Raw genomic sequence first — 14,582 nt, 5'->3', positions numbered from 1 at the left:
GGTGATTGGTGATTGGTGATTGGTGATTGGTGATTGGTGATTGGTGATTGGTGATTGGTGATTGGGGACAGGTGACAGTGAATAGATAATTATTTATTCCCAATTCCCAATTCCCAATTCCCAATTCCCTATTCCCTATTCCCAATTCCCTATTCCCTATTCCCTATTCCCTATTCCCTATTATTTAATGATGGTGTTGATAACGACTAAAACCAGGACCATAAGTTGCTAAGAGATTTTGTGGTGAAAGGGCAATTTCTGGATGTCCAGAACACACTAAAGTTTGATTCAGACAGATGACGCGATCGCAATGACGATTTACCATATCAATATCATGGGAAACCTGCAAAACTGTCCAATTTTCCTCCTGTTTTAACTCATTTAGCAAGGCATAAAAATCAGCCGCACCTCGCATATCTACCCCAGCAAAAGCTTCATCCAATACTAGGAATTTTCGCCGAATTACCAAACAATAAGCTAACAATACCCTTTTTAGTTGACCACCACTAAGAGTACCAATAGCTTGATTTTTTAAATGATAAGCATCTGTACGTTGTAAAGCTGCTTTGACTGCGGCTGATTTTTCTTGTTTGTTTTGCCAGAACTTGGATAAAAATAGATGTTTATTTTGACCTTTTACCTTTTCCCTGTCACCTATTCCCAGTTCTACTAACTCACTCACAGAAATAGGAAAACTGCGATCAAAAATAAAGTTTTGTGGCATATATGCCAATTCTTTACGCAAATTTCCTAACCGAGAAATGGGGCGACCAAAAATTTCAATTGTTCCAGAACTACGAGGAATTAAATCTAAAATAGCTTTAACTAAGGTACTTTTACCAGCGCCATTTGGTCCTACTATTGCTGTATCTGTTCCGGGAAATAATGCAAAGGAAACATCCCGTATAGCTAAATAGCTTCCTTGATAGACGGTTAAACCTTCTACTTTTAATATTGGCAATAATGTTTTTGATTCTTGTTCGTCAGTCATTCGATTTTAGATTTTAGATTTTGAATTATCAATTATCAATTATCAATTATCAATTATTTACATCCTGCTGCTAAACTCTGCAAATTATTTCTCATTGCTTGGAAATAATATTGTGGGTTGGTTTCCCCAGTTTCTAAAGAACTAAGAGGATACAAAGTTAATTTCAAATCTTGAGAAAGGCTATTCAGTAATTTATTGTCTACTCCTGGTTCACTAAATAAAGCTTTTACTTGGTACTTTTTCACTGCATTGACGGCTTTTTTTACGTCTGCTGGTGAAAGTTGATCTTCGGGAATTTTCACAACTGCAACTTGCTTGAGGTTGTATCTTTGGGCTAGATAAGGAAAGGCATCATGAAAGGTGATAAAAGTGCAGTTGGGTGTTTTGCTTAAAGTCTGCTGAAATTCATTATTTAATTTTTCTAATTCTTGAATATAAGTGGCAGCATTAGTTTGATAAACTTCTTTATTGGCTGGATCAGCTTTAATTAAACCATCTCTAATATTGATCACTTGCTGTTTGGCAAAAACTGGATCTAACCAAACATGAGGGTTTCCCTCTGCGTGTTCATGTTTGTGATCATGATCGTGATCGTGACCTTTTACTTCCTCTATTGGTGATATATCATCTACTACTTTAATACCTTTACTGGCATCAATTTCTATTAATTTGGAATTTTCTGCATTTTTGATGGTATTGCTAAGAAATTCTTCCATACCTAAGCCATTTTTTACTAAAATTCTGGCTGTGGCGATCGCCTTCACATCATCCGGTGTGGCCTGATATTCATGCACATCTGTACCTGGTGGAATTAAAATCTCTACATCTGCTACATCTCCAACTACAGCTTTTGTAAACAAATACACGGGTAAAAACGTAGTTACTACTTTAGTTTTTTCTGAGTTTTGTACCTTTTCTACTGGTGACGGTGATGACTGAACCGCATTTTGCGCTGTGTTGTTTTGTGTTTGCTGACAACCAGAGGCAATTAAACAGCAAAATAGAGTAAATATTAGCCCAATAGGCTTTTTATAGACTTTTATCTCTTGTTTTGTAAGATTAACTGTCATTTCCTTTTCCTCTCTTTAGCAGAATTTTTGATTTTAGGTCAATTTTCCATTGAAAATTATACTCATTATACATTAATATAAGAACCATTATCATTTTCACATAATACTGACAACAAAATTATGCACTATTTACAAGATGCTTTGATTTAAGTAATGTAGATTACATTTTTTTCTGGGAGACCCCTTTAAGATTAATTTTTTTAAGTGCTGAGGGATTTTTGGCTACATAGTTGTAAAAATGACCTTAATTAGCTTTGTCAAAAAACGTAGCAAATAAACTTCTCGGTACAGTTGTGAAATAACAATGGGTGTGTGGAAAAATGGCTAAAAAGTGGAATCATCTTACCAGTCCAGCTATTTGCAGCATTATACTATGTGCAAATACATCTGTTTTCGCAAATGAACCAGCAGGGAAAACAGAAACTAATTATTCTCAGCAAGAGTTAATATCACAAGTTACTTCAGTATCTCAGTTGTCAGATGTACAACCGGGAGACTGGGCATTTCAATCGTTACAGTCTTTAGTAGAACGTTATGGTTGTATTGCTGGGTATCCTAATGGTACTTATCGGGGAAATCGCGCATTAACCAGGTATGAATTTGCAGCAGGTTTGAATGCTTGTTTGGATCGGGTGAATGAATTAATTGCTACTGCAACTGCTGATGGAGTCACAAAACAGGACTTAGCAACTATCCAAAAACTGCAAGAAGAATTTTCTGCCGAACTAGCAACCTTACGGGGGCGTGTGGATGCTTTGGAAGCAAAGACTTCTGAGTTAGAAGCAAATCAGTTTTCGACCACTACTAAACTGCAAGGTCAAGTTGTAGCCGTTGTTAGTGATGTTTTATCAGGTGATCAAGTTAACGGAACACCTATTGCAGATAAAAATACTACCCTTGGGGCGCGGACAAGAATTGAATTTGTCAGCAGTTTTACGGGTAAAGATACACTGTTTACCAGAATTGAGAGTAATAATATCAACACTCCTGACTTGCTAACAGGGGAAGGAAATTTGGCTTTTGCAGGTAGTGGTACTACCACTTCTGTACTGGGAACACTATCGTATAGATTCCCTCTAAGTGAGAAAACCCAAGCAATAGCGATCGCCTCCGGTGGTGCAATAGATGACATTACCAGTACAGTGAACATTTTTGACGGTGATGGTGCTTTTGGTGCTTTATCTACCTTTGGTACACGCAACCCAATTTATGGCCAAATAGGTGGTTCGGGTTTGGGAGTAACTCACCAGTTTAGTAATAGAGTGGGAGTCAGTTTAGGGTATTTAGCAGGTTCAGCTAATAACCCTGCCAGTGGAAGTGGTTTGTTTGATGGTCCCTATGGTGCTTTGGCACAGTTGACAGTTAAACCCAGCGATCGCATTACCCTTGGTTTAACTTACATCAATTCCTATAACACACCACTAGCTACAGGTAGTAATAACGCCACATCTAACTATTTTACAGGCAATTCATTTTCCAGTAATTCCTACGGTGTGCAAGCATCCATAGGCATTAGTGATAAATTCGTGTTAGGTGGTTGGGGTGGATATACAAACAGTAATGTGTTAACAGGTGCAAGAGGAGATGTTGACATTTGGAATTATGCTGTCACCCTTGGTTTCCGAGACTTGGGTAAAAAAGGTAACTTAGCTGGTATTATCGTCGGCATGGAGCCAAAAGTTACCAGTACAAGTACCAACTTAGCAGCATTCAAAGACCAAAATACCTCATATCACATTGAGGCATTTTATCAATATAAACTCAACGACAATATCACTATTACCCCTGGCGTTATTTGGTTAACCGCACCAGACCATAACACTAATAATAATGATGTAGTCATTGGGGCGTTGAGAACTACCTTTAGTTTCTAGGAATAGGGAATAGGGAATAGCGAATAGCGAATAGGGGCAACCACGGGGGGTTTGCCCCTACGTTGTTAAATAAAAAACCAGCCTTCCCACGGGCTGGTCAAAAAAATTTTAAAACGTTGTTCGTGTTGTCTTCTCAGTAGAGTCAAAACCAAATTGCGCGTTCCCAAAATGTAACGGGCAACTTTTCTTAACAAGATTGTAACAGGCAGTACAGATTTTTCTATGAAATTCTCAAAAAATATCTTCCCTCAGTTAAGGAAGTCTTTATATTTACAGGCAGATGAGGAAGATCCGTCAAGGTCTAAAAGTCAGGAAGTTATGACAGGAGTTCAGGAGTCAAAAGGTAAATATTTCTCCCCAGTCCCCAGTCACCAGTCACCAGTCACCAGTCACCAATTGTGGTTTTCCCCAAATTATCGTTTCTTGTTTATAAACCACAAGTCCAGGTTTTGCACCTTTGGGTTTATAAACTCGGTTGGGTTGGGTGTAAACTACTGGTACTTGTTCACTTTCACGGCCACGACTAAAGTATGCTGCTAGGTTGGCGGTATATTCTAAGTCTGCTTCGTCTGGAACTGCACCAGGTTCTAAACGTAGTAAAACATGACTGCCGGGTATTTCTTGGGCGTGAAACCATAAATCATAATCTCCTGCTACCCGAAATGTGAGATAATCATTTTGGTTGTTGTTACGACCGATCAAGACTTCAAAACCGCTAGGGGTGCGATAACGACGAAAGTTTGTACTTGCGGTTTCAGTGTTGCTGCGACGACGATATTCTAAGTCTTCTAAATATTTTTGTTCTATGAGTTCATCGCGTATTTCTTCTAAAGCTTGTAAGTCTTCTGTATTTTGGTAGTTCTCTATTTGGGAAATAGCAGCTTCTACTTGTTCTAAATAGTCTATTTCTGATTGTACGTCTAATAATAGTGGTTCAACTGCTGCACGGGCGCGTTTGAGTTTTTGGTGTTGTTTGTATAGCTTTTGGGCATTTTGGACGGCGTTTTTATCTGGTTGGAGGGCGATCGCCACTGGTTTTCCTGTCTCAAAATCATCTAAAATAATTTCTGTCATTCCTGGTTGCCAGTTTTGCAGATGTGCCATTAATAGGTCTGCTTGTTGTTTGTATTCATCTGCTTGATCTGACTGTTGTAACCGGTCTTTAAAGGTTTGGGCTTTAATATTTAACTTACCCAAAATATTACTTAATTTCTGGGTTAACTGATGACGCAGTTGAGAAAATGATTGTTGATTTAATTGATCTGTATAATATAGGTTGAGTAATTCTTGGATATTTTTGGCTGGTGTTATTCCTCCCCAACCTAAAACAGTGTAACCTTTTGCAGTTACCGCAGGTTGAAATTTACAACTTTCTAAAGTTTCTAAAGTTTGTAACCATTCTTGCCATTTGGTAAATAACCTCTCCCAGTCATCGGCAGTTAAAATATCAGTATTGGTTTCTGGTGATATATTGGCAGCGAATAACATAGAATCTAATAAAGCTGCACTTAAACCGCTATAACTTTTCAGGAGTTGCTTTTTAATAGATCCGGGAACTAAACTAACTCGTTCTTGCCAGCGTGTTTGTGATTCGTTTAAATTGGGTATAGTTCCTGTTAGTTTGGGTGGTGTTTCGTAAGGTTCACCAGTTTGAATAGGACGAACTCTAGACTGTTGTTGACTAACTTGATGGGCAGCGGTGATAATTTCGTTATTTGCATCTGTGAGAATAGCATTACTATATTTACCCATTACTTCGACGTACAGGTGATAAAGTGCTGCTTCTCCTGGACGACGGGCAAATTTAAAGTCTACCACTCGTTCCCAAGGGGCGATAAAATCTATAGCTATTAAAGCTAAACCACCTAACTGATGGATGAGTTGTTGACTGAAAGTGAAAGTGTCTGGTGTGCGTGGTGGTGGTTCAGCAATACAAATTCTTGTGGCTTGGGGATGCCATGATATATCTAGCCACTCGCGCTTTTTCATAGTGCGGAGGGCGATGGCTATGGTATGGCGATCGCGTTGATATACCTGTTCTGTGCGTGCAGGTAGCCAGTTAGCGCGGAGTTCGCTGCAAGTTGCGGTGAGGGTGGTAAAGTCTACGGGTTGCAAAATAATTAATAACTATGATTTTTAAGTTTAAGCTATTCTGAATTATAGGACTTAGGCACAGATCACGGAATAACGAACCGCAAAGTACGCAAAGGACACAAAGGGAAGAGGGTTTAAGAGAGATTTTGGGTTATTACTGAGTTATTATCATTTTTTGAAGAAGCAGCGCCAAACCGTTTAACAGTTTCTTCTTTCTCTGTGTTCTCTGCGCCTCTGCGGTTCGTTTATGAATTTTTTAGTGCGATCGCCACTAACAAGATAATTAACAATATATAGCAGGAGTCAGGAGGCAGGAGTCAGAAAGAGAAAATTAACTTTTGCCTTCTCACTGTCACCTGTCACCTGTCACCTGTCACCTGTCACCTGTCACCTTACTGCCAGGGTGAAGGAATAGGAGTAGTTGACAGGACTTTATCAGCCATTAATCTTAAACCTGTTTTACCACAACTAGGACAGGTAATTTCTAGAAATTGGGATGAGGTGACATCTACTTCACTCAAAATACCTTGTTTACAGTGCCAGCATTCAAATATAACTCTGCTCACGGGTTGATTACAGTCTAATATCTTGATGTGTTGGGATGGGGTGGGTTGACTGTCTATTTTTCTAGGTTTGGGGAATTTTTTGATTTCTTGAACTTCCATCGTTGTACCTGCTTTACTTTCTATCCACTTTAGCCTTTAGGTTGGGAGATCACAAAGCTAAACTCATCTGTTGTTGCACTTGATCGGGAAAAAGGATTTTCTTATTAACTGCATTCTTGTGATTGTATGGTAACATTAAATTAGATGCAAATTTAGTGTAGAGTTATTCTCATGATTAATTTAAGTCGAGATATTCAGTCACTTTCAACTTTTAAACGCAATACTAATGAACTCATTACGCAGATGAAAGAAACTGGAAACCCTGTAGTTTTAACAGTTAATGGTAAAGCGGAGTTAGTCGTTCAAGATGCTGCTGCTTATCAAAAATTACTCGACACTTTAGAGAAGTTAGAAACTCTCATTGGTATCAAAAAAGGATTGGAAGATATAGAAACAGGGAATACACAATCTTTAGATCAGTTTATTGAAGAGATGCAGAAAAAACAATAATAGAAGTTATTAACCCTTGTTTCTTTGCTAAAACTAATACTCCCAAAGTTCCCATAAAGGGAATATTTAAACTTTTTGCCACTTTTCTAGCAGCAGCATCATCAATAACTGCGCGATAACCAATGTTTTCTAAAGCAAATGTCAAAACTTCAGATTCTCCTAAATCTATACCCCAAGGTACAATTAAAGCAGAAATTTCGGAAATAGTAACTTGTTTTGCCCAATTAGCATTAGGTAATTCTTGAGATGCTATATCTATTTTACCAGCTTTAACAATTTCACTCCAAACACCACCAGGAACGATAATTTCTGTAAATAGCTGTGGTAGTAAATAGGTAAGTTAGCAATCCTGAGCAGTTAGTGAGAAAATTCTAAAATATAACAGATTTCTTGACAGTAAATGTGTAAGTCATAAAAAAATATCCCCTAAAAACCCAGGGGATATCAAAAACTTGTCCTTTACCCGTCAAAAAGATTATCAACCAGCAACCAAAGCTGGCTCTTTTTCTTTCACAGATTGCAGCAGTTCAGTATAAAGTGAATCCAACTGACTCGCCACACCATCCCAACTAAACTTACTCATTACCCGTCTCTTACCCGACTTACCCAACTCCGCACGCCATTCAGAATTACCTAAAATTCTATCAATAGCATTACTAAACGCTGCTACATCTTGAGGTGGTACTAACAAACCAGTATTTTCATTCACCACACTAAACTGAAGTCCACCCACATCACTAGCGATCACCGGTGTACCACAGGCCATAGCTTCCACTGCCACCAGTCCAAAAGGTTCATAATGGCTAGGAATCACGCACACATCAGCCGCAGCGTAATAAGTTGGCAATATTTCCTGTTTCAATAACCCAGGGAAAACCGTACACTCACCCATCCCCAACTCGTTAACTATTCCCTCAATGCGATCGCGTTCTCTACCATCGCTATTACCTGGTGTACTTCCCCCACCAATAATTAACTTCAGGTTTTTATCACCAAAAAACTGCGACTCCCGCACCGCACGCACCAAAGTTTCAATACCTTTCCGTGGATCAAAACGTCCCACATATAACACCACCTTAGCATCTGGCTCAATTTCTAATTTAGCTCTAGCAGTTTCTCGATCCACAGAACCAAAGCGGCGAATATCTGTACCACAAGGAATAATATCAATATTTCCTTGTTGAGAAACCAATGTTTTCATGTGTTGTTTTTCCTGTGGACTTGTAGCCACAATTTTTTCTGCTGTTTCTAAAACTTCTTTTTCTACAGCTAAACGTTGACTAGCAACCAAAGGAATATTTTCTATGGTGTTGTATTTGACGATACCTAAAGAATGATATGTATGAACCTGTTTACTTCCTTGGATTTGTTTTAACTGCAAACCTACCCAGCTAGATAGCCAGTAGTTAGTGTGAACCAATTCATATTTAAATCCGTTTTCTTTTTGAAATTTTAATAACTGTTCTACAAATTCTGGCAAATATTTAAATCCGTTATCTCGTGGTACAAATTCCACTGGTCCTGCTGTTAACCGAATGGTTCGACAGCGGGAATTATGTTGAACAATATCTTCTTGTTCAACACTTATTTTCCGGCTAAACATATCAACCTGCCATCCTAGTTGGGATAGTGCTTCACCCACTTGACGGACATATACATTCTGTCCTCCAGCTTCCTCTCTTCCAATTTCAATCGCCGGATCACCATGGACTGAAATCAAAGCAATGCGTTTGTTACTGGTAGAGTTCATAAGTTGTGTGTTGCTGATTATCACAAGGTAGTTTGGGTTTCCAAGTTTACGCTGTTCACGCTTACCTGAATTCTTTAGAAACTTTGATTAATCTTTATTTTAATTTATAAATGATGATTTCAGGGGTAACTTTTCATCAAATTCACGTATTTTTGTATATTAATATTCAATACCTTTGATAGATTAAATTATATTTTTTTAATACTAGTAAAAAAAATATCAATGACATATCAGACATTAATTAAGGCAAAATTAATGCTTAATGCGCCGATTAACAATCATAAAATACGTGAAATTTAAATATTTTTATTCACTGATTGAAATTATTTGTTTCCCCCATAAAACAATTATTAATTACTGTTGAATTGACAATTTCGTTTGGCTTACACATCTTTCATACTCACAATCTTTTTTGGTGAAATTACTTTTTTTAAACTACAGTATTTAAAATACAGTATTGACTTATACTATTATTATGAATTATTTTTTTTTGTTAAATAAGCTACAGTTTTGTAAAAAAGTTACAGCAGGGGGCAGGAGGCAGTTCACAGGACTAGGAAGACAAGGAGGGAAATTGGACAAGGAAGATTTTATACGGACAATGGTTTTTTGACGGACTATTTTTGTGACTAAGAATACAGACTTTATACGGTTTTCCTCCCTTGTCACCTTGTCCACCTTGTCCACCTTGTCTTGCCCTGACGACAATGTAAAATACCTACCCTTGTGAGGGGCAGGGGCAGGAGTTTTTTATGTTGGATTTTGGATTGTTTTTGTCAACTCCAATCTAAAATCTAAAATCTAAAATCTAAAATCTTTCTCCCTATTCCCTATTCCCCTTAATAAAATTAAGCAGTGCTGAAGCCAGATTTAGCTTTCAACACTGCTTAATGCCTCTGTTATTGTTGGTTGTTTGCACAAAAAACAGTCCACGAGGGCTGGTGATTTCAGAGAAATTTAGTAGCCTTAGCTACAAGAGAACAACCAAAAATTAAAAATCTCCATCATTTGTAATATAGCTGTAGACAAAGTAGTTAGGACATCAATTCATCATGAAAATCCCACCAGCAGCGAGTTTTACTCCTGACTCCTGACTCCTGACTCCTGCTATATTTGTGATTTTTAATTTTTAGCACTGGACCTGGAGGATCAGGAGCCGGCAGCAGCTAACATTTGTTTGAGTTGTTCTAACTTATCAGCCCAACGGGGATCTGGACGAATTGCGTCTGAATCAGCTGTGGTAACTGTCTCACGAGATCCACCACCACCACGGCGAGATTTTTTAGATCCTTTTTCACGGCGTTCTTTGTTGGTATTAGGTGCAGGAGTGCTACTACCTTGACTAGCAGCTTTGGGCGCTTGTTCTTCACCTTCATCACCTTTAGTCCGGGGTAATGCCTTTTCTAGTTTAATGGCAGCATCTTTAAACAATTGACCATTATATTTTTCAATAATTTGGTCTGCTTGTTCATCGTTGTTCACCGTTAAAAATCCAAAACCACGACATTTACCTGTTTTGCGGTCTTTAATCAGTTTAGTAGTGACAGCATCGCCTTCAGCCGCAAATACAGCTTGCAATTCTTGACGATCAATTTCTTCTTTGGGCAAATTACCTATGTATAGGCGAACGGACATGAACTATACCTCCAGTGTGGAAATGAAAATGACAAAACAAAAACATTGACTTGGCTTTGGCTTTTAAATAGATGCTATTAACAAAAATCGCCATAAACCAATTTTTTAATGCCAACTATCAAACTATAGTTTCAAACTACATGAACATACCATAAACATACCATGAACATACCATGAACATACATTTATATCATGTTGTTTGTTCTTAGGGAATCACCCCAACAGGGAGAACTATAACGCCCCTATCCCTTGGCTAAACGCTGTCGGGAATACTTTATATTAAAATATTAAACTACCATTAACATCAACAATTTAGATGTTTGTTTACGAGCCGGTAGTAAAGATTTTAATTTAGCTTTTTGTTGATTGTAATAACGATTAATTGACTTGATAATCTGCCCTTTGATTATAACTTGCACAAATCTAGGTTGGTTAGCAGTTAACGCTGCTAGGTTATCTCTGCCTACATTAATCGCTGCAATCGCATCTTGTTTTAAGTCATAATCTAACTCCTCTTTTTCATAAACAACTTCTACCACATCATGGTCAATATTGGGTACATTCCTGACTCGATGCAGACAGAAATAATCTACAACAGTAGGAATGCAAATATGGTTTGGTGATAGATGAATCAAGTCTGCTTTCATTTTAGATTTACTCACGATCTGATCAATATAAACTAATAACTGTCTGCTCTTTTCTTGGTGTTGATATTTGAGTAATTTGTCTCTCTCTAAAAATTCTGGTTTATTTTCTTTATATATCTTAATTGCTGTGAGCAGGTTTAACAAATTAAAATCTAAACCTAATAAATATTTTTTTACTACTTGAGTAGATAAAGCTAGGTCAGCTTGAAAATTCTTTAACTGTTTTTCTCGGAAATTAACATCTAGATATTTATGCTTCAAAATCAAACTTTGGTAAATATAAAAGTTAGCATAACTGTATAAGTTTTTAGCACAAAAGCATAAATCATCAATCTCCTGTTTATGGGGATAACTTTTTTGAATAATATATCGCTCAATTATTTCCATGATAATCTTAACAATATGCTTGTATACAATCTATAGTGCCTATTACACGGTCAATAGTCACGCTGATAAGTTTTGTAGACCTAGTTGCGGCGCTACTAAATTTATGAATATTAATGCTCATGTTTGTCTATAGATTGGGCGCAATTTTTCAATACCGTTTTTTGTGAGGATGATGCTTATTTAAGACTAAACCGCTAGTATGCCCAGCTAATACCATCTTAATTCTCAGGATTCTCAATTTAATAGTCAACTGTCTACTACAGTAAATGAATTCTTTCCAGCTTTGACCCGCAGAACAAAATACCATCTCTTAACATTATCATGGTATTGCCTACGTAGCTAGTTCAGCACTCACATTTTTGCAGATTGCATTATAGCATTATAGCATCGTAGTATACAATACATTTTTGCACAAGGGGATTTTTGGAAACAAAAACCAGCCATCGGCTGGTCGCTTTCCTGCTGTTTTGGAAGGATTAAGGGGGATGGAATATTAGCAGTAGCAGAATTACTAACTAAGTTGGGTGACTGAGTTAGGTCAGTTGCTATTAATTTCATGAACAAATGTAACATTATTGAGTTCAAGTTTGCAACGTTTGTTTACATTTCCTGGGTTTTAAAGGCAGCAAGTGCCATTATCCGGCTAGAGATTGGGCTGTTAGCATTATATAAGCTCCCCAAGCTTGGGCGATGACGGCTAAAACAGTGGAAAAAATGGGATGGGGACTATTAATAATTGTGCCATTTTCAGTTTCTAGGGTTTGAATGTCGATCCAAGGTGTTACCCCTCTTCGTAACCAACCTGTAACGATAATTTGCCTACCTATCAATTCTTGGGGTGTGGTTTTGAGTTCTAACCCAGGAATATGATGTAGCTTCACTAAACCGATGTTGGACTCTAAAATCAGGTCTTGGGCTAGACAGTTGCTAGTACCTCGACGACCTAACAGTTTACCAATAATACGGACGCTGACGCTATCCAGTGGCAAAACCGAGGGGTTTGTTAATAGCTGCAAAATTTGCTCATCACTGTCTAAGCTCAAAGATTTGATTTCTGGGAAAAAGGCATTTAGCCGCATGACTGTACCAATGCTAAAGCCTATCATTAAGAATCCTGTCACAAATGACCAATCATCATAAATCCATTTCAGGTTAAATAAATGCAAGGTGTATGCACTTTGCCAAGCTAACCAAAACAGTCCTGCTAATGTCAATCCTAAAGGAATGCCCAAAAAGGGGGCAATTTGTAATAAGAAAGATTGTGGTTTAACTTGCAATAACTCTGGATGGATAAAATGTAGTTCTGTTTCTAAATGCCAATGACGAGCAATTTTACACAAACGTTGCAGGCGATCGCCCAATAAAGGATGACTATTATTAATAGTAAACCATTGCCGATAAGGATTGCTATTTTCCCATATTAATAATGATTCCCAAGGTAAATGACCTGCAAGGCTACCTAAACAGAGGCTGTGTTGAAAATCTACTGGGGCTAAAATATTCAAGCTTTCTAATTGCGGACTGGTATGTTCTTGTTTTTTGATATCATCAGCAATACCAATGGTAATTTTCAGTAAAGCACGAATTAACCCATTAGGATTACCTGTAATTTCGGCAGCTTGGCGATCGCTGGCATAAAGGCGAAACCGCGCATTCAGCAAAGTTGTACCCGTCAATAAACACCAAATACCATAACACAAACCCGCCAAACCTGTAGCAGTCCAGCACCAAATTTTCTGCTCACTTTTATTTGCCAAAGTTGAGGCTTGCTGATAAAGTTGATAAATCGGTAAAGTCACCAACAAAGCCAAAGACATCACCCCAAAATCCCAACGGTTAATTTGTCCTAAACCTAAAGCATAAATAGTAGCTATTTCATCATCTGTAAGTTTTGCTAACAGTCCTTGACTAACAACAATTCTGGCGTTACGAGGTAGATTACCATAGGTGAACATCATCGGTGCTGCTATTGGTAAAATCTGGAATGTGGGAACAGGCCAACGTTTTAGCTGACAAGTACGTTGTGTGATCCTTACTGCTTCCCGACTATAGGTATACAAAATTTCTTTAGATAACGGTTGTTGCTGATAAAATTCTGTTAGTAACCAATCTAACAACCAAGGAGACAGCACCAACAACACCAACAACGGGACTAATATTAAGGTAGTAAAATCACTATATAAAAATGGCAATGGACTAACATAAGGAAGTTTATCTAAAATCTGATTGGTTAAAGTCATTACCAATTCTAACATGGCGCGTAATACCCACAACAAAGCCATGAAAGTTGCTAAAGCTAATAGTCGGGAAGGTATTAAATTATATTTACGGAGAGGTTGCCATACTTTTGCACGTCTAGCTTGTCGCCAATAAATGCTGGTTGTTTCTGTGGTACTATAGATATTATTGGTATAATTGTTTGATACACTTGCTTGTGGCTTAGTGATTTGAGTAGAATTGACAATATTGTGTGATTGATGATGTGATTTTGATTTGAGTCTTTTTTGTCGTTTAGTTAAATGTTCAAGTGCAACTTTTGCCCATTCTTGAACTTGGGAATTATCACTTTCAATTAAATTTCTACACAAGGCGATCGCCTTTGATATTTCCCCTGTGTGTGCATAAGACATCACTAAACCAACCAGTGCTTGCAAACGGATATCGCTGTCTGCTGGTTGATTAGCAATAGGCAAAAGTTGAGTTATTGCCGCATAGTAATTTCCCTCTTTGAGAGCAGCTAAACCCTCCTCCAAAGAGGATTTTTCAGATGAAAGCATAGAATTTTTTTTACTCCAATTTCTTCCAGAACACCGATTCATTAATCGTAAGGGCGAAGCATTCAGACGGAATATGAACTGGTTTCAGCGATAGGTTATCACCCGAATGCTTCGCCCCTACCAGGTAACAAGAGATTACCTAGCATTACTGAATCGACGCTCTAGGTAAGACACGCTATCTAATTAGAAATTCAACAAATAGATGGGAGTTCCTGAATAAATTCAGAAGTCAGGAGGAGGGG

At 37.8% G+C, this 14,582-nt stretch carries 11 protein-coding genes; 2 read left to right on the top strand and 9 right to left on the bottom strand.

Annotation, left to right across the window (positions count from 1 at the left end; genetic code table 11):
- Positions 1–184 precede the first annotated feature (184 nt).
- Complete coding sequence (locus tag PN497_RS23250) at positions 185–991, bottom strand: metal ABC transporter ATP-binding protein (protein WP_096565924.1); 807 nt, start codon at positions 989–991, stop codon at positions 185–187.
- A gap of 53 nt (positions 992–1,044) precedes the next feature.
- Positions 1,045–2,061, bottom strand: a complete 1,017-nt coding sequence (locus PN497_RS23245; RefSeq protein WP_096565922.1) for a metal ABC transporter substrate-binding protein — start codon at positions 2,059–2,061, stop codon at positions 1,045–1,047.
- Between the two features lie 320 nt (positions 2,062–2,381).
- On the opposite strand from PN497_RS23245, the gene PN497_RS23240 reads away from it, so the two are divergent.
- A complete protein-coding gene (locus PN497_RS23240) occupies positions 2,382–3,935 on the top strand; it encodes an iron uptake porin (RefSeq protein ID WP_096565920.1) in 1,554 nt (517 codons plus the stop codon).
- 375 nt (positions 3,936–4,310) lie between these two features.
- Here PN497_RS23240 and PN497_RS23235 read toward each other — a convergent pair whose 3' ends face one another.
- Positions 4,311–6,050 (bottom strand): Rqc2 family fibronectin-binding protein, encoded by a 1,740-nt coding sequence (locus tag PN497_RS23235; RefSeq protein ID WP_096565918.1) that lies wholly within the window; start codon positions 6,048–6,050, stop codon positions 4,311–4,313.
- A gap of 371 nt (positions 6,051–6,421) precedes the next feature.
- Positions 6,422–6,694 (bottom strand): hypothetical protein, encoded by a 273-nt coding sequence (locus PN497_RS23230; RefSeq protein ID WP_096565916.1) that lies wholly within the window; start codon positions 6,692–6,694, stop codon positions 6,422–6,424.
- A gap of 171 nt (positions 6,695–6,865) precedes the next feature.
- Here PN497_RS23230 and PN497_RS23225 point away from each other — a divergent pair, with 171 nt between their 5' ends.
- The gene (locus PN497_RS23225) at positions 6,866–7,144 is read left to right on the top strand and encodes a type II toxin-antitoxin system Phd/YefM family antitoxin (protein ID WP_096565914.1); all 279 of its coding nucleotides are present in this window, start codon (positions 6,866–6,868) and stop codon (positions 7,142–7,144) included.
- Here the strand turns inward: PN497_RS23225 and PN497_RS23220 are convergent.
- From PN497_RS23220 to PN497_RS23200, 5 genes are all read right to left on the bottom strand, one after another.
- Positions 7,116–7,289 carry a DUF3368 domain-containing protein gene (locus tag PN497_RS23220; protein ID WP_272110921.1) on the bottom strand — a complete coding sequence of 58 codons (174 nt, stop codon included), beginning with the start codon at positions 7,287–7,289 and terminating at the stop codon, positions 7,116–7,118. The genes PN497_RS23225 and PN497_RS23220 overlap by 29 nt on opposite strands.
- Before the next feature lie 333 nt (positions 7,290–7,622).
- On the bottom strand, positions 7,623–8,894 hold the full coding sequence (locus tag PN497_RS23215; protein ID WP_096565912.1) for a glycosyltransferase family 4 protein: 1,272 nt from the start codon (positions 8,892–8,894) through the stop codon (positions 7,623–7,625).
- A 1,149-nt stretch (positions 8,895–10,043) separates the two neighbouring features.
- Positions 10,044–10,529 (bottom strand): RNA recognition motif domain-containing protein, encoded by a 486-nt coding sequence (locus PN497_RS23210; protein WP_096565910.1) that lies wholly within the window; start codon positions 10,527–10,529, stop codon positions 10,044–10,046.
- 287 nt (positions 10,530–10,816) lie between these two features.
- A complete protein-coding gene (locus PN497_RS23205) occupies positions 10,817–11,563 on the bottom strand; it encodes a hypothetical protein (RefSeq protein WP_096565908.1) in 747 nt (248 codons plus the stop codon).
- A gap of 635 nt (positions 11,564–12,198) precedes the next feature.
- Positions 12,199–14,340, bottom strand: coding sequence for a M48 family metalloprotease (locus PN497_RS23200; RefSeq protein ID WP_096572578.1), 2,142 nt, complete (start codon positions 14,338–14,340; stop codon positions 12,199–12,201).
- Between the last annotated feature and the right edge of the window lie 242 nt (positions 14,341–14,582).

Source organism: Sphaerospermopsis kisseleviana CS-549, assembly GCF_028329225.1.
Classification (GTDB): Bacteria; Cyanobacteriota; Cyanobacteriia; order Cyanobacteriales; family Nostocaceae; genus Sphaerospermopsis; species Sphaerospermopsis kisseleviana.
Note: the sequence above shows the minus strand (reverse complement) of the source record. Positions and strands in the feature narration are given on the sequence as shown.

What these genes read in the sequence shown, in the direction of transcription:
- PN497_RS23210 (WP_096565910.1), bottom strand. Translation starts at nt 10,529, where the DNA reads ATGTCCGTTCGCCTATACATAGGTAATTTGCCCAAAGAAGAAATTGAT.
- PN497_RS23240 (WP_096565920.1), top strand. Translation starts at nt 2,382, where the DNA reads ATGGCTAAAAAGTGGAATCATCTTACCAGTCCAGCTATTTGCAGCATT.
- PN497_RS23200 (WP_096572578.1), bottom strand. Translation starts at nt 14,340, where the DNA reads ATGCTTTCATCTGAAAAATCCTCTTTGGAGGAGGGTTTAGCTGCTCTC.
- PN497_RS23225 (WP_096565914.1), top strand. Translation starts at nt 6,866, where the DNA reads ATGATTAATTTAAGTCGAGATATTCAGTCACTTTCAACTTTTAAACGC.
- PN497_RS23205 (WP_096565908.1), bottom strand. Translation starts at nt 11,563, where the DNA reads ATGGAAATAATTGAGCGATATATTATTCAAAAAAGTTATCCCCATAAA.
- PN497_RS23250 (WP_096565924.1), bottom strand. Translation starts at nt 991, where the DNA reads ATGACTGACGAACAAGAATCAAAAACATTATTGCCAATATTAAAAGTA.
- PN497_RS23245 (WP_096565922.1), bottom strand. Translation starts at nt 2,061, where the DNA reads ATGACAGTTAATCTTACAAAACAAGAGATAAAAGTCTATAAAAAGCCT.
- PN497_RS23230 (WP_096565916.1), bottom strand. Translation starts at nt 6,694, where the DNA reads ATGGAAGTTCAAGAAATCAAAAAATTCCCCAAACCTAGAAAAATAGAC.
- PN497_RS23215 (WP_096565912.1), bottom strand. Translation starts at nt 8,894, where the DNA reads ATGAACTCTACCAGTAACAAACGCATTGCTTTGATTTCAGTCCATGGT.